The organism is Bacteroides clarus YIT 12056 (assembly GCF_900129655.1).
GTDB lineage: Bacteria > Bacteroidota > Bacteroidia > Bacteroidales > Bacteroidaceae > Bacteroides > Bacteroides clarus.
The window spans coordinates 1-17,657 of sequence record NZ_FQWK01000008.1; the positions used below are offsets into that span (position 1 = coordinate 1).

Below are 17,657 nucleotides of genomic sequence, written 5' to 3' on the forward strand. Positions count from 1 at the left end.
CCGTTACGATATACGTTGAATTCGGTATCCATAGGGTCGGATGAGAGGTATCTCCATGAAATGGTGACGGTAGAAGCGTCTTTGCGGATAGCGACCACACCACGTCCGAGATTTTCACGTTGCAATTTCTTGTAGTTGTAGTTAGTCCGGGCGTTTAAGCTTATAGTAATAATCAGCATGGATGCGATTAGATAATACAGGTGTTTTCTCATATCTTTTTCAGTTCTTGGGTTACGGGAATATTGTTTTTCAAATAGTCCAAGTAGCATCTGCAGATTAAAAGGCTTTGGGGAACTACAGAGAACTCGGCACGAATCCAAATCTATTGTGCTATCATATCCTAACCTTGTAGCCATTGTTCAATGCAATATACAACTCGAAAGAAGTATATACGAGGTATGCATTTCACTTACGGATAAGTCCAATCTCGTAGATTTATTCAACAAAAATAAATTCATAAGTTATCAAAGAGGAAAGCGGTCTTGATAGACTAAGTTTATTTGATTTTCTAAATTCTAGTGCCCCACTAACTTGTAGTGGGCACTAGTGATATTTATCAATAATTTAGAATGCCAACAAGTAGCGGTAAAGGCGCTTATCTTTCAGACCAACACCTTTATAGCGATCTGCCAATGCTGTCTTACCATAAGAATAGCACCAATTTGAACCAGCAGCACGAAGCGATGTAGACCAATAAAGATCGGTTGAAATTTTATCACCTTCAGCCTTATCTAATGAAGCATCTATGGCAGTGCGATTGGCCTCTATGTTAATATGATCGCGAAGTGATGGAAGATACCAACCCGATGTTATATCAGGAGCAACAGTCGTTCTACACCAAATATTGTATGACTCTATCATTACACAATTGTAACTATGGGTGTAACCTCCAATAACTAGCGGATTGCTAACAGACATCCATGAGTGGGTATCCTCAAATCCTATTTCAGCAAAGGTATCTTCCTTAAGAGAACCTGCAGAATTGGTATTCTGATTGGCTAAACCATGACCATAATCTATCCACCAGTTCCTCCATCCCGCGTTATTCTCCGCCGATGTAGTGGCAGCATAGTCACCCCAGGCTGCAAGACTACCGTTATTAAGTGAAAGGACAATGGCGTGAGTAGCTGTCTTATAGGATGAAGAAATACCGTCTGTTGTGCCAAGTTTTGCCACAACACCTATTACCATTGCTTTCTGTTGCGCCGTGAGCTCTGCATCTTTTGATACAAGTTTGCCAGTGGAAAGATAGTAGTCACCTACCTGCAGATTGTAACCAGAAACAAGGTCTACACCGCCATCTATAACATAGTCAGCATATTCACCTTTGTTGATATTTGCGAGGTTGTTAATGGTAGCATTGTTTTGTCTGTCACCATCTGTATACGATACGTTGAGTGTCTCTGAAGTGTTCGCCTTTACTATAAGGCGGTAAGACTGTATCTCTGTATCAAAATATGGTTTTACAATCTTGCCGCCAAGTTTGAACTGAACATTTTCCGCTTTCGTCAATACATAAGGTTCCATACCTTGGTTTGTGAAGACATACGAACTGTTAGGTAGTTCAACATTCACCATGCAGTTGACATGTGTCATATTCAACTTTACATAATGCAATTTTGTATCTACCGTGCAAGCACCTGTAACCATGATATCGGCACTATTAAAGTTCTTTACATTCTCTTGATTCAACGGAACTTGAAGACTGTTGATGTATTCAGAAAAAGGGGTTTCCGACGAGGCGTCGAAAGTGATATTTTCATTATAAGGAAAATATGCATAGAACTTAATGTCTGCCATGTCTACCGAGTAGTTGAGACTTGTTGCGGGAGACCAAAAACCAGACTGATTGAGTGTAAGTGGCAAATTGTTCAGATCTTCAACAACATAGCCATTTTTCACTCCAAATACACCGGCTTTATCGCCAACGGTAAAGACAGTGGTCATTGTAGTAGTGTTGATAGAGGCGCGCGTATGTGATTCAGTGATTTCAAAGCGCAGTGCAGCAACATTAAAGTTGCTCATCGTGTAGTCATCGCTACTACAGCTATTTAGCACAAATGTTAGCACTAAGGTAAGAATTGAAGTTATCTTATTCATGGATTTATCAATAATAAATTGGTTAATCATTAGTGTGAACTTATGTTACCGCCACCAGTAGAAGGGGTCCACTGTGCACCACCTGGAATAAACTCGATGGAACCTATGCCGTCAGTAAGGTCTATATTATATTCGTTCATATGGTCTTGAACCAGTGATACTTCACCCATGGCAACTGTGTAAGAGCGGTTGGTTCCAAGTATAACAATCTTAGCAGGATCGTAGGAATCAGCGGTAACTATTTGTGGAATAAGGGTAAGTGTAATAACTTTTGCACTATTATAAACAACATCTGCGAGATCTGATGTAACATTGAGTTCAATATCGTTTGTGAACGAATTGACGGTAGCTTCATGAACAAAACCACACAGACGATAGCCCTTTATGGTCTCGTCTTCCGGAACAATTAGGTTCAACTTCATTTGAGCATATGCATACTTAAAGTTTAATATTGCTGAAGTTACACCTATAGTAATATCGTTTGTATTTGCCACAAAGAGTGGTGGAATAGCGCTTTGGTCCTTTGTATTAAGATTGATGATGGCCTCATTTCCGTCTTCACCCATAAAAGGATAGTAAGCCGAAATAAATCCATTACCTTTAATGTATATAGGTACGCCTATAGTAGCATCAAACGTAGCTCCATCCTCGGCACAAGTGTATGAACGATTACGCGAGGTATTATCGTTGTAACTTGTGGTAATGCCTATCTTATCGCCAGCAACGAAGGTCTTATCTTGAAATAATTCAGAAGTTATATGTGCCGAAATATTCACCATGCTACCCTCTCTATCAGTAGTAAAGTGTCCACCTAAGTAATCTTCGTTAGAACAGCTCGCTAATACAAACAATATGATTAGCAAGAGCGATATATTTGAAAATTTTTTTTTCATACTTTTCTTTATATTAACGTGTCGTTTAATATCCCTTATTCTGAGTGTATAATCCCTGGTGAACCTGAATTTGGCTCAACGGAATAGGGTAGAGATACATGTCTGGGGTTACGCGGTTGGCATAAACAGTATAGTTTGCCGAGTGGCTGCCATCGCGAAGGTCGCGGTAGTTGATGAACTTCGTCTTGATGTCGTCAACAAACGTATTCAGGCGAACCTGATCGAACCAACGTTGCCCTTCGCCTAGTAGTTCGTGACGTCGCTCGCTTAATACAGCAACTTGGAATTGTTGGGGTGAGAGACCTGTCAGTGTACTCATACCAGCACGAGTACGAATAAGATTAAGACAGTGGTAACCTTCATTTGTATTGCCTACACATTCGGCATAAAGTAACATCACATCTTCTATGCGCAACAGAGGAAAATTCTGTGGCCAGTACGTACGGTCTACAATAGAAGCGTCCATATCGGGGAAGCCAAGTTCATTTCTCTTCATTTTATGCTCGAAGAACTTTACCATAAAGTTGTTTGCATCCTTTATGCCACCAACATATTCGCCCGTCTCTTCGTCGTAAAATGAGGCCGTGTTGATAGTTCCCGACAAACGTTCATCGAGTATGTCAGTGACTTCACCACCCTCGACATCAGCATTTAGCTGGAAGAACTCGTCTTGAAGATCGCGGTTGATGTATAAGTGTGGACCTATAGTGAGGTTAGCGTTACAATAGTTGTCAGCTTTAGAGTTCTGAACGCGTGTAAGTGGTGTCATTGGGTTACCGGCATCTTTTTCGCAAGCATACTGAATTTCAAAGAGGAAGTACTTATTATTGTTTTCATGAATCCACATCTTATTCCATTCATCAATATCTTTTGCCCAATACTTTGTTGGAATACCATTCAATGCATTAGCTTCTTGTAATACTTCACGTAGCATTTCCTCGGCTTGAGCCTTAGTGTCTTTGTAGAGTGGAAAGCCTGCCATCTGCATGTAAACCTTTCCCAGCAAAGCTTTGGCAGCTATAGCACTCACACGTTCAGGATGTTTCTTGCCTTGGAAGTCTACAGATGACTCCTGAAGATTGTTAGTGGCAAACTCAAGGTCTTCTATAATCTGAGTATAAATCTCTACACTCTCGCTTTGTTTCAGTGCAAATGATTCGGCTGTTGACAATACTGTTGTAGATAACGGCACACGACCGAAGAAACGAACCAAATCGAAATAAGCAAAACCGCGCAAGAAACGAGCTTCAGCCTCGTATTGCGTCTTAACGTCTTCGGTAGTTTCAGACAAACCTCCCATATTTTCTAACAAAGCATTAGCTGAAGCTATTAATTTATAATAGTCGGCCCAACAGTTTGCTACGATAGAGTTGGTTAGTAATGAGGTGGAGTTAAATTGAGAACAATCAGCATAGTCATTTGCCTTGGCTTCGGTAGTTTGCAACATATTATCTGAACGAATTTCTGACATTGCAAAATAATATATAGATAATGGCTTCAAGCAACTATATACACCAGTAAGTGCTTGATCCATTTGCGCCGGTGTCTTGTAGAAGTTTCCAGTACTAAGCGAACTTTTGGATGGAGTTTCAAGAAAGTCGCTGCAGCTTGTGACCACAAGTGTTAGCACTAAGGCTAATATTGATATTTTTTTGTTCATCTTGGTATATTCGATATTATTATTCAAAGTGTATATATGGTTATTACAAACTGATATTACAGCCAATAGAAAATGTACGAGCAGAGGGATAAGCTCCATAATCGTAAGCACGTACCTGACTACCAGAGTTGTTGGATTCTGGCGAATAACCACCATAATAGTTATCTATCATAAAGATATTCTCAACACTTGCAGTAATGCGCAAAGAGCGGACCATAACATCCTTCGAGAAATTAAAGCGATAACCAAGGGTTATATTTTTCAATTTGATGAAGTCAGTTGAATACAACCAGCGTGTAGAGAATTGCTCTTCAATGCTGCCATAGGTACCCACAGCAGCTGGTATCTTCCCATTACCCACGTGGTCAGGATTAAGCCACATATCTTTATAATGATCCAAGCGATTGAGCGCGTTGCCTTGATACTGCATGTCTATTGCACGTCCTAGAGCAGACCATATTTTTCCGCCACACTGACCGGTGATAAGGAACGACATGTCCCAATTGTTCCACTTGAAGGAGTTGTTTAATCCAAAAGTCCATGATGGTTGTGGCTTGCCACAGTATGTGCGGTCGGCCTCGTTAATGACACCATCGCCATTAACATCGCGATAACGGACAGAGCCTACAACTGAACTTTCTTGTTTAGGGAAGCGTGCAAGATCCTCTTCGTTACGGTAGACTCCATCAGCTATATACATATAGTATTCACCTACTGGATGACCGACCTCTATGATTTGAGTTTTATTATCAAAGCCTGTGTAGATAGTACTATTCTCACCAAGATCGGTGACCTTATTTGTAGAGTAACCTACGGAAGCCTTTGTTGTCCACGTTATGAGGCCTGTAAGATTTTCTGTTTTTAACTCTATTTCTACTCCATTTGTACGAATATTCCCTATGTTATCCCATCCCTTAGCATATCCGATAACCGATGGAAGAGTGACCTGATAGAGCATATTACTAATGTTCTTTACATAGTAATCTACTGCAACTGAGATGCGATTTCTGAAGAAACTAAGATCAAGGCCATAGTTCCATGAGTTAGTTTTCTGCCATCCAAGGTCATCATTGTTCAATGATAAGGGGATGTAGCCTGGGATAAGTGTTCCGTCTTGAGCATAATTGGTAGATGTAAGCATACCATCTGCCGCATTTGTAGGAATAGAGTTAGAACCGTTAGAACCGTAGGATACTCTCACTTTGGCTTGATTCATAATCCAAGTGCGGTCCCAAAACTTCTCGTTACTGATACGCCATGCTGCAGATATGGCCGGAAATGTACCCCATTTGCGATTAAGACCGAACCGACTAGAACCATCTCGACGTATTGATGCATTAATGAGATACCGTGAATCATAGCCATATTCGACACGACTAAAATATGAAATCAAATGGTCGTCAGTAGAATATGTAGCATCAAAACGTGTAGGCTCAACGCTAGTTAGTGTCCATCCCTGTATGGTGTTATTAGGAAATTGTGTAGCAGCCATGGTGTATGATGCTGCGTCTTGCGTAGATTCTGCAGACCAACCTACTACAACATTAAAGTTGTGCTTTTTTGCAAACTTACGAGTGTATGTAGCTGTAGCTTGAATAAGATACTTGTGCGAACGTGTTCCATTCCAGTTGCCAACAGCTGCATAACCTTCACCCTGTGTCCAGTTGCGGTTTAGCGATGACGGTGTAAAGGTTTTGCGTTCACGATTATTGAATATCCATGAAGCCAAGGCCCGTATTTTAAGATGTTTATTTACCTGATATGCGGCGCGAGCACTTGCTTGTAAGCGTATCTGCTCGTCACGATACGAACGATCGCGCATCAGTGCAACGGGTGAAACGGTAGAACCAGCCCACATATAGCGTGAGAATGGTTCAGCTGCAGTGTTTAAGCCTGCAGCCTGTTCTACCACAGGAACCAGTTGAAGTGCCTGCATTGCTGCATTGTCTTTACCATCGACATTGCCACCAGTAGTCACCATCATTTGAGGGGTTAAATCTAGTCCTAGTGTAAGGCGTTCCTTAATCGATGTCTCGGTAGATAGTTTTGCGTTCAAACGGTTCAATCCAGTGTGTATTACAATACCATCTTGGTGTGTATAACCCAATGATGCACGATAGCTAGATGTCTTGTTTCCGCTAGAAATGGCTAGGTTATAGTTCTGCGAGAATGCTGTACGAAACATTGCTTTCTGCCAATCTACGAGTGATAATCCGCCATATCCTATCATTTTCCAACGAGGATCTGACACAGAAGAGGTTGAAGCACTACCGCCAGTCATTGCGACTTGCTCTGCATATGTATCACCCGCAAGTGCCCCACGGTTCCCATAAGTGTAAACATAACTATTGTCATTGCTCATCTGTCGCCATATCATCCAGTCTGATGGGTTGAAAATATTCATCATTTTTTCGGGAGTAGATAATGAGAAATTTGTCGTGACATTAACACTTGTACGACTATTCTTATCTCCCTTTTTTGAAGTGATAAGAATTACACCGTTAGCGCCACGCGAACCATAGATGGCCGACGATGAAGCGTCCTTCAGTACTTCTATAGACTGTATATCATGCGGGTTAATACTATTAAGATCAAAGCTTTCGTCCATAGGCACACCGTCTACAACATATAGTGGGCTTGACGATGCACTCTCATTAATAGAAGTCGCACCACGTACTTTTATCTGTACCGATGAACCTGGGGCACCTGATGTAGATTGTATGTCAACACCAGCAAGCTCACCTTGCAGTGCAGCAGCTACATTAGTTAGTGGACGGTCTACAAGAGCATCGCCTTTCACCTGTGCCACGGCATTGGTAATATCACCACGCTTTACAGAACCATAACCAATGGCTACAACTTCGTTAATAGTGATTGTATTCTCCTCAAGTCGAGCATTAATTTTGCCATCTACTACTTTTATAGTAAGTGGCTTGTAACCAATGTATGTAATCTCAACTTGTTTTGCATTGCTCTTCAGAGTAAATTTTCCGTCTATATCGGTAATTGTGCCTTGTGTACCTGCCTTTATCGTGGCACCTATAAGTGGCTCGCCATCATTATTGCTGACAACCGTTCCTGTGATAACAGCTTGCGCTGAAACAATAGTCACCACCATCAAAAGCATAAGGGTTAATAATATCCTTTTCATATCTCTCTTTTTATTCTACAATATTCATATTTTTCCATATAGGAGCATTCTTGTAAGTCTCGCTACAACCTGTAGGGACTTTAACTTCTGCTGATGAACTAATACTAGAGAATACGGTTTCATCGGCAATTATTGGTGGCTCTGTGGCATTAACTGTGATGAAACGTAGAGCAATACAGCCGTAAAACGCCATACGTCCTAGCTTTGTTACTGATACAGGTATATTTATAGATGTAAGTTTTTCACAGCGCCCAAAGCATGCAGAAGGTATTTCTGTGACACCTTTGGGGATATTTACACTAGTCAATGTCGTGCAGATATTGAATGCACCTTGGCCAATGGAGGTTACTGTTTCAGGCAAAACACATGCAGTCATAGTGCGACAACCCATAAAAGCCTCCTCACCAATACTTGTTACGGTGAGTTGTTTACCGTCATTTTCAATGAATTCGGGTACATTTACATCTCCTTTGTAGGTAGAGACTTTAACAGTTGCAGTGGAAGCATCCTGCCAATGCAGTGGGTTACTACCATCGAATGTCACTGTTGCTGTGCCATTTTTGCTGTCAAGGAAGAACATCTTTGTGCCATCTTTAAGTATTGAGATGAACTGTCCGCGTGATGATGTCCAATAGTTTGGATCACCTTCAGTGATACCATCGTCGTCACAACTACATAAAACCGTGGCGCAAAGTATCAGCAATTCGAAAGCTTTGAAAAAGTTTTTTTTCATATAAAAGATCATAGTCATAAATATTATCTTTAGTTTTATTCCGTTGTTTAGTTATACTTGTTTTTCCAGACTCTCTCCCATTTTTCCTCCCAAGTTTTACGTTCGCTTTTAGGAACGAATGGTTGGTCGAGTGCTGGATATACATGTCCATCTTTAGAGAAACTTACTCTTACAAAACCAACTTTTTCTCGAAAATGAGTCTGTGTGTCGTTACCAAAGTAACTACACCACCAGTCACCCTTCTTATCTTTGAAAAATCCTGTACCACCACCACATGGAATTGCTTCATGGCGCATAGTGTAAGGACCGTAAATAGACTCTGAAACTGCAACGCATGGTGAGTAACGGCCTTCGTAGGTGTCGGCACCGCCAAGGTAGTATTTACCATTATATTTAAATATGACTGCACCTTCATGACCGATGTCAGCGAAATTACGCTTAACACATCCTGTAGCGTGGTGTGAAGCAATGGTATCTGGAGTGCTGAAAATTACAGTACGAAAATCTTCAGCAAAACCATCCATTTCTTTGTTCAAGCGAGCAATGCGTGTAGCACCTGCATAAGTGAAGTAGACTTCTCCATCCTCATCTTCAAACAATGTTGCATCAATAGCTGCAACTATAGGTTCATTGCTCTTGAAAGCATTAACGTAAGGGCCTTCTGGTTTACCTGTAGCACTCTTTAGTATGCCAATTCCTCGTGGACACATACTGAAGCAAATGAAATAGTTTCCGCGAATATAATGAATTTCTGGAGCCCATACGGCACGTACAGCACGGCGTGGGTGTTTACGCCACTGTTTTACCCATTCGTCAGCCTCTTTGTCGATATCCCAAACTAGACCCATATATTCCCACGACTTGAGGTCAGCAGATTTCCAAAGTTCAATACCTTTGGCATAAGCCCAAATATTATCGCCCGACGAACCTGTTAGATAATACATGCCATCTCCACCAAGAGTAACGACTCCATCGCGAAGGTGAACATCCCATGCTGGTTTGATAGGAGGTACCAACCCCTCTTCTACAGCTGTTCCGCTGCAAACCTTTGACACTACAGTATATTCGGGGCGTATATCCTGCCCTTGATACTGTACATCGATAACGCCACTACGCCATCCACCACGTCCATCGCCAACAACAGCATGCCCTGCACCACTTGTTGCACGGAACTGCATAGCCCAATCAATGTCAGATTGTAGTGGAGTGAAGTCTCCGTCTAACGCGTGCATAATTTTTGCCACTGCTGGTTTATTGTTGTTTTTGTATTCAACCTTTAGAGCAAATACAGCTGAACCAGACAGGCGAATTGCATCCTGACTGGTTATATCTATTGAAACTAGTTTTCCACCGAAACTATTGAAAGTGCCAATTTCATGGCGAGCATGGTTATTCTTCCATATCTTTACATACATAGGTCTATTGTCTGTGGCGGCCTTATAGGCATACATTGTAATCTTGGAAACCTCTTTTGACTTTTCTATTGTAAGGATTCCCTCTCCTTGGCGACGAAAGAAAATGCCAGGGTAACATTTTCCATCAATTAAGATGACCCGCTCTTTCTGTAGATAGTTTGAATTGAAGAGTACATTGTCTTTCTGTCCATCTACATCTTTTGATACTAATGTGACGAGAGCTGTTTCAGTAGAACCATAAGTGACAGATGTTACTCCACCATTGATACTTTTTGATAACTCAATGTTAGCGTTGTTACCAGCACATACGAATGTGTTTTGCGCCCAAGCTCCAATAGAAAGAGTCATGATGCACAATAAAGAAAATACTTTTTTCATTTCATTGATATTAAATTCTTGATTTTGTTTAATTACGCCGGTAAAAGTACTGATGGTTTGCAAAATAGATATTTGTTTTTGTTCAATACCGTACAATATTATTCAAATCCTATTTATAGTCGTTTATTACAAAAGTATTTTCATCCCGCCACTAATAAAAACACGATATTCACTTTTTATATTCTTGGCTTTTTTATAACATCATAATGGAGTCCAAGGCTATTTCTTTCCTTGTCATGAAATACATAAAACATTTTATACGCTTTAAGATTTTGAGAAATATATTAATCTAACTTATAAGGTAGGTGACTATATACTATCTTATAGCAGATTGCACCCTCTTTATATTTCCATACACCCTAATTCTTAACAAAGATTCACACTGTAAGGTAATATGTAGTTACCATACAGTAAAATAAAAAAATAAGTTTATGTACAATAATTAAGTTATCTTTTCTGATATTCAGAAGGCTTAATACCAAAATATGCTTTGAAACAAGTAGAGAAATACTGAGGTGTAGAGAAACCTAGTTGATATGCCACCTCTGCAATTGTAAGCTTTTCATCCTTAAGCATCTCAGCAGCATGTTGCATCCTACGCTTACGAACATATTCTTTAGGTGAACATCCTACAAGCGAAGTTATCTTCTTGTAGAAGTTGGTACGCTTGTAATCTAAAGCCTCTGCGATATTATCTATGTTCATATTAGCGTCACTCATGTGTAAATCTATATATCTGTCAAATCGGGCGATAAGTTTTAAATCTCGTTCTTCAGTGATTAATTCTGGCAGTATGACCTTTGCACCTGTTGGTTTTACATCGTCATCAGAGACAGTATTGGCATAATCTAGCTTCAGATAACTGCGTTGTTTTATCAGATTAACGGTTTGTGCTATCAGTAATTGCATACTGAAAGGTTTTGTCACATAGGCATCAGCGCCCATAATCATAGATTTTAATTCCGTATTTTCACTATCTATAGCAGTAAGCATAATTACTGGGAGGTATCGATAAGAACTTTTACGAATATGTTGTAGCAGTTCCATACCATTTTTATTTGGCATCATGTAATCTGTTATTACCAAATCTGGCAACTTTTGCTCTAGCATCTCTACTGCTTCGGCACCATCTGTTGCCACCATAACATGAAAATACTGGCTAAGTTCTTGATGTAATATGTCTTGTATATCAATATCATCCTCAACAATTAGTACACAGCGATCGTTTAGCGGGTTGCTTATAAATAGTTGTTCACGCTGTTGATAGCCGTTAGGGCCATCACTGGTGAGTGAAAGCTGCTGTTCACTCATTACCTCGTTTTCAGCATATTCATCTCTGCCTATGGGAATAGAAAGAGTGAACACGGAGCCACATACATCCATGCGATTGTTGTAAGTGAGACAACCATGGTGGTTAACGGCCAACTCATAGCTAAGATTTAGTCCAATTCCCATAGAGTCTAGAGATGAAGTAAAACGTGAATAACGGTCAAATATGGTATCCCGCTTATCTGCAGGTACGCCTATACCATTGTCTGTTACTTTTACAGATAGTACCTTATTCTCATTTACAGCAAGGTACACTGTAATTTCACCACCAACGGGGGTATACTTGAAAGCATTCGAAAGCAAATTAAATATGATTTTATCTATATAGCCGCGGTCTACCCATGCCTTTACGTGGGTAGCAGTTCGGCTGAACTGGTAATTTATACGACGACGTTCGCTTTCTTCATGAAATGATTGGTATATATTGTATATAAATGTAGATACATCCGTTTCTTGTACTCGCAATTGCAGATTACCAGTCTCTATTTTGCGAAATTCCATCAACTGATCTATAAGTCGCTTAAGCCGTTGGCTATTTTGGCGCATCATCTGTATTGACCCTTTTATTGTGCTAGATGTGGCGGATAGTTGTTCAAGCTTATCGATGCTAGATAGAATTAGGGTAAGTGGTGTTCGGAATTCATGTGAGATATTTGTAAAAAATTTTAAGCGATATTCGGTAAGTAGATGCTCATCACGCATGCGTTGACGCAAGATACGTTTCTTGCGATTTTCATTATAAATCACTATTACCACTACCGCTGCTATCACTATATAAATAATATATGCCCACCAAGTGTTCCACCAAGGCTCACTGATAACAATCTCGAGCATGCGCTCTTCAGTTTTGCTTCCACCGCAAATGGCTTCAACATGAAAGATGTAGCGACCTGGCAAAAGATTCTGATAGTTGACACTATTACTTGTAGTGGTTTCGCTCCATTCGTCTATACCTTCCATAAAGTAACGATATGTGGTAATATTACCGCTAAATATGTTCATGTCAGAGACGTTGATAGTCAGAGAATTTTGATTATGTGCCAATGTTACCTTTTGTACTCCATTTATGTTAACTTCACCTAGTGGTGACGAAGTCATTCGGTAGGTCGGCTGGCCGTTAATAATCAACTCTGTGAACTCAAGATTACGTTGTCTTTTATCGTGTAATCCTTGTTTGAGGTTATGTACAACTATACCATCAAGAGTACCAAACCATACATTTCCATTGCTTAATGCTACGGTACAATTGGGGTTACAATAGTTTAATAATCGGTTATCATCACTCAAAAACTGGCTAGCTTTGTGATTCTTGGGATTATAGCAGGTGCAACCGTTCTCTGTTCCAATCCACATATTACCTTGTCTATCACTGATGATGCTCTGTATAGAGAGGTTTGTGATAATCTCATTAGACAGATCCTCAAATTGAATGTCGACATGATTGACAATTTTACTCAGAGGTATGTTACTACGATACAGACCATTGTGCGTGGTCCCCACCCAAAGATAACCCAAATGGTCTAGATGCAAGCAGTTGGTGCTCGCTATGCTGCCGCTACTATTCTTCAGTTTATATAGCTGGTATGACTTGGGATTAGTTAATAATTCATCTGGGCAGAATGATACTACACCACCATTACTGCCTATCCAAATACGATTATGTTTATCATAAAGGAACTGGCGAGTTTCAAGTAGTTTTTCATTGGTAAATAGCCTCTGAAACTCGCCATAGCTACCATCTTTTTTAGGTTCAGCTACGGCTATCAGCCCCTCTACACTTGCCACCCAAACACGTCTTTTATTGTCTACAACTACATGATCTGTACGCTGTCCGTCCATATAGAATCGGTCTTTCAAGAATACTCCTCGCGAACGTGTTGTTGCCCAAAGCGAACCATCAGGCATATTGCCTATATTGTTGTACAGAACGTTTGATGGTAGTTGGGCAAAAGACTTGAATTCCCCAATTTCATCTACACTATACACCTGACCAGCAGCAGTAGCTGCAACTATTTCGCCTGACTGCAACCGTGTTAGAACCTTCACTTCGTTATCGTCATTTAGGCGGCTTTTCCCGAATTTTATAGTTTCTGCCTCTTTTTTATTGCCAACATGTAGGCGGGTAAGTCCATACCTAGTATTGCTGATAACAATGTCTCCAGCCATATCTAGTGTTATTGCTACAATATGATTAGAAGGCAAAAGGTCAGGATAGTCTTGTGTAGTCAAATGCTGCAGTTCTCCAGTTGTAGGGTAGTAGATAAACAATCCATTACCGTTGGTACTCACCCACACGCGGCCTTCTTTGTCAGTAACTATGTAAATTTTTAAATCTACTGCCAACTGCCTCAGTTCGTCGTCAATAATATGCAAAGTAAAACTCTTACCTACATTACTATCTGTATACCGCAATGTTCCATTCTTATTGTCATATACAAATAAACGACCAAGATTGTCATAGAGGTGCATACTATTATGACTATACATGCTTTTATAAAATGTAACAGAATCACAGAAAGCTACCAGTTTATCACTTTCTAGGTTATACAATAGCAGTTGATTGGTATTGAAGCGAAACAATAATTGATTGTCTGTCCAATTGTTTATAGACACAATACGATTTGAAGGCATCAAACTCATATCGCCTTTAGTACTGCGTTGATACTGACGATAGCTATAGCCATCATAACGATAAAGGCTGTATTGTGTGGCAAACCATAGAAAACCTTTGCTGTCAAATTTGAGACACCGTACATTATTATCTGGCAATCCATTATCTGTTGTAAGATGATATGCGGTGATATCAGCTTTCGCATAACATATAGTGGTAAAGATTATTAATAATAAAGTTAAAAAGAAATGTCTCATAGTATTCGTTTTTAGCATGAGTATATTGTACAAAAACGCGATTTTTTTATACGAAAGGCTATTACTAGTAAGTCCGAATTTTGTTTCACTAGTTTTTGCAAAGTTAGCAATTTTCATAGTATCAAGCAAGTATCTGCTGAATCAAAGCAATGACCGGACACGGCTTTTTCATTAAAAAATATTGTTCATCGCTTGTTGCTATAAAAAAAATCCTTATATCCGCGTGCAGCGATGCGAAAGCACCGCCTTAGGTGTTTTTTCTTATCGTTTATTTTTTTAGGCAGGATTCAATAGGATATGATTTGATATTGTCTTCCGCCTTTGTTTTTGCAATAACCAAAATACGATTCATTTTACGGATATACAATATTTACATATAACTCTACTAAAGAAGAAGCACTTTGACAGTCTTCGTGACAGCGCCATGACCCATTTGAGAAAATTTGTATCCTCAGTCCCTGAATATCGCAGAACAAGTAGAGGAAACTTCAAACACAAACTTGAAGACACACTCATGCGTCATATTGGGGAAACTCAGCAAGTGTATCACCAGAGCTAAAATACTTCAATTTGGCAAACGTCACTTGAAACGCCTGCAGGCGAAAGCGTTATTTCCGTATGGCTTACTGTCAGAAGCTACACTTTACCGTGTGTTTCAAAACACAGACAATGAAAGGACGGCTGATCGAATATCTGTTTTTGTAGATGTTTTCCGCAAGGAAATATGCTCTTCGGCAACGAACATTATGTGTATTGATGGCAAGGTCATGCGAAGTACACTATACGACAACGGACGTAATCCTAATATCGTTTCTGCATACTCACTTCGTTCAGGTCTTACTTTGACTGCTAACATTTGCAAGGAGAAAAGTAATGAAATCAAATCCCTACCCCGATTATTGGATAAACTGGACGTGTTAGAATGTATAGTCACAGCAGATGCCATGTCATTCCAAAAAGGTAATAATAGACAAGATTAAATAGAAAGAGGAGACTTCGTGATTGAATTCAAAGCGAATCAAAGATCTGAGCTTGAGACTCTATAAAGACTGATGTTTACAAGAAAGGTCCATACTTGGAGCACGGTAGGATTGGGTCAAGGATATGCCGTATATACCGCAGGGAAGAACTTATTGCCGACAAGAAAAAAATGGAATGGTAGTTTGGCAGTTATAGAAATACTCACATCTACGGAAAAAAAGTCTGATAGTAAGATTATATCTGAACAGCGAGTGTATATTTCAAGCCTGAATAGCTGTGCAGAACCCGCTTAGTCAGATAACCAAATAGCATTAGGCGCAAGCGTGCACTGGAATCTTGGCCGCAACTTCCGGCAGGACAGCATAAAGCGTAAGGCTGAACGGACGGCTAGGAATCTCGACACAATTCAAAGGATGGTCTTGGCACTGATTGTTGTTTTGAAGAACAGAAGGAAAAAATATCAGATAAACGAAAAGGTACGGCTGAGATAACAAGAGAGCTATCAGTAAGTTTCACTAAGGTATTACATTTTCTGGCTCAAAAGGGGAAAACATCAGACTTAATATATTTATAATCTATTAATTATCAACAATATGATTAACATCCATGCCGTACTGAAATGGATAGGGAGATTGTACCCCTAAATCAAAGCTTAAATAAAAAGCCGTAGGAATAAGAGAGGGCGGACTATTCCGCCGCTACGTCCCAACCCGAAAGTACATCACCGTAGAAATAGAAAGTAACTTTAAAGACAGTCTCGCTATTCTCATCCGCCACCCGATAGCAACGGGTAGCATCGTAAGATTCCGTTTGCTTATATTCACCCAAAGCCAACGAGGGCAGTTCCTCTGTACCGGACGTTTTGGCTATAATCTGCCGCATACGTTTCTCTATCAACTCCATGACGCCTTTATGGGCAAAAGGATTCGCATCCGCCACATGAGGATAAACAGCTTCAATGATGCCGCCATTAGCTGCACGTACCGCCTTTACGCTGTCTGTATAAGCCTTGAACCGCTTCTTTACTTCAGGAGAACGCAGACCCGCCACCGTAAATACGGCGATACCTTGAGCGCCGCTATTCAAGGCGGCGTCCATACATGCAAACATCTCCGGACCGTCGGTAGCGGTCATACCACAGTACAACACGGTTTTATCATTCTTGTCGCGCGCATTCTCAACGGTACAATCGGAAATGAAGCTGACATCTTCCGTATAGAAAGTATGGTACACCATCGGGAAGACGATATCCAGATTCCATTTACCCCAGTCCTGCCGCACCATGCGTGAAGCCATTTTCGGAGTAGGAAACGGAGATGCCGCCATTGTCTTGCCGTACGAATGTACCACCTCGGCAATCATATTGGCAACTTCCGTTATCCGGTCGCAACGGAACTGCCGCCACTTCACGTCCGATGAAGGGTCTTCCTGCCCACGCGGATCATAACCATATTGTTCCTTGAACTCTTCGAGCATGGCGGGATGATAACCGTAATCCCACGCGGCATATTCGCGATCCTGCACAATACCGTAATGCGGCCATAACGTGGTAGGAAGCACGACATCCACAAAACGGTTGTAATCAATGGCAATCCCGTTCAGTCCTTCGACTTCACAATACGACTTAATTTTCTCTTTGATAAATTCGCGTACCTCAGGCAGCGCAGGACACAGGAATTTATAATAGTCCACGTATGCCGTAGTATCCGCAAGACTTTTTCCGTTACGGTTCACACTGAACCATTCGGGATGTTCCGCCAGAATCTTGTCGCGGTCATGCTCCAAATTCATAGTCCATAGCCATGCATATACTTCAATGCCGTGTTTATGGGCAATAGGAATCGCGATACGATAATCGTCGGGAGTGGGTGCGTTCAGCATTATCCCGTCCATGCCGATGTCATTCATCACTTGGCATACCGAATCAAAATTCATGCAAGGATGATAATCCAGCCATGTCCAGAACATGGGGTATTCCTTAACGGTAACTTCTTTTTCCTGTCGGCATGCATACAGGCCTGCTATCAGAAACAGCACTAAGAATGGTGTCAAAAAGTTCTTCATCATATTAAACTAAGATTAAATATAAAATTCGGGAAAACTCCTCTTATATAAAGACAGGTGACAACGCTCCATCCCTAAGAAATCC

At 40.6% G+C, this 17,657-nt stretch carries 10 protein-coding genes and 1 pseudogene; 2 read left to right on the top strand and 9 right to left on the bottom strand.

The annotated features are described in order from the left end of the window. A partial coding sequence (locus BUB52_RS13885) for a rhamnogalacturonan endolyase family protein (protein WP_455768258.1) occupies positions 1–179 on the bottom strand: 179 nt, incomplete at its 3' end. Positions 180–266: 87 nt separating this feature from the next. On the opposite strand from BUB52_RS13885, the pseudogene BUB52_RS16005 reads away from it, so the two are divergent. Continuing rightward, positions 267–486 (top strand): annotated as a pseudogene (locus BUB52_RS16005) (IS4 family transposase); the annotation flags it as partial. A 78-nt stretch (positions 487–564) separates the two neighbouring features. Here BUB52_RS16005 and BUB52_RS13890 read toward each other — a convergent pair. From BUB52_RS13890 to BUB52_RS13920, 7 genes are all read right to left on the bottom strand, one after another. Then, positions 565–2,100, bottom strand: a complete 1,536-nt coding sequence (locus BUB52_RS13890; protein ID WP_157183382.1) for a fimbrillin family protein — start codon at positions 2,098–2,100, stop codon at positions 565–567. Between the two features lie 29 nt (positions 2,101–2,129). After that, the gene (locus BUB52_RS13895; protein WP_009120335.1) at positions 2,130–2,993 is read right to left on the bottom strand and encodes a fimbrillin family protein; all 864 of its coding nucleotides are present in this window, start codon (positions 2,991–2,993) and stop codon (positions 2,130–2,132) included. A 25-nt stretch (positions 2,994–3,018) separates the two neighbouring features. Next, positions 3,019–4,809, bottom strand: coding sequence for a RagB/SusD family nutrient uptake outer membrane protein (locus BUB52_RS13900; protein WP_083554550.1), 1,791 nt, complete (start codon positions 4,807–4,809; stop codon positions 3,019–3,021). After that, positions 4,697–7,804: a SusC/RagA family TonB-linked outer membrane protein gene (locus BUB52_RS13905; RefSeq protein ID WP_009120333.1), complete on the bottom strand. Its 3,108-nt coding sequence runs from the start codon at positions 7,802–7,804 to the stop codon at positions 4,697–4,699. The genes BUB52_RS13900 and BUB52_RS13905 overlap by 113 nt, the downstream gene beginning before the upstream one ends. 10 nt (positions 7,805–7,814) lie before the next feature. Then, on the bottom strand, positions 7,815–8,555 hold the full coding sequence (locus tag BUB52_RS13910) for a leucine-rich repeat domain-containing protein (protein WP_009120332.1): 741 nt from the start codon (positions 8,553–8,555) through the stop codon (positions 7,815–7,817). A 29-nt stretch (positions 8,556–8,584) separates the two neighbouring features. Further along, entirely contained in the window at positions 8,585–10,393 is a 1,809-nt protein-coding gene (locus BUB52_RS15495) for a family 43 glycosylhydrolase (RefSeq protein WP_139259722.1), read from the bottom strand. A gap of 384 nt (positions 10,394–10,777) precedes the next feature. Beyond that, entirely contained in the window at positions 10,778–14,527 is a 3,750-nt protein-coding gene (locus tag BUB52_RS13920) for a hybrid sensor histidine kinase/response regulator transcription factor (protein WP_167317654.1), read from the bottom strand. A gap of 524 nt (positions 14,528–15,051) precedes the next feature. Here BUB52_RS13920 and BUB52_RS15915 point away from each other — a divergent pair. Further along, positions 15,052–15,507 (top strand): ISAs1 family transposase, encoded by a 456-nt coding sequence (locus tag BUB52_RS15915; RefSeq protein ID WP_254302421.1) that lies wholly within the window; start codon positions 15,052–15,054, stop codon positions 15,505–15,507. A 688-nt stretch (positions 15,508–16,195) separates the two neighbouring features. On the opposite strand, the gene BUB52_RS13930 is transcribed toward BUB52_RS15915, so the two are convergent. Beyond that, on the bottom strand, positions 16,196–17,575 hold the full coding sequence (locus tag BUB52_RS13930; RefSeq protein WP_009120325.1) for a glycoside hydrolase family protein: 1,380 nt from the start codon (positions 17,573–17,575) through the stop codon (positions 16,196–16,198). Positions 17,576–17,657: the final 82 nt, after the last annotated feature.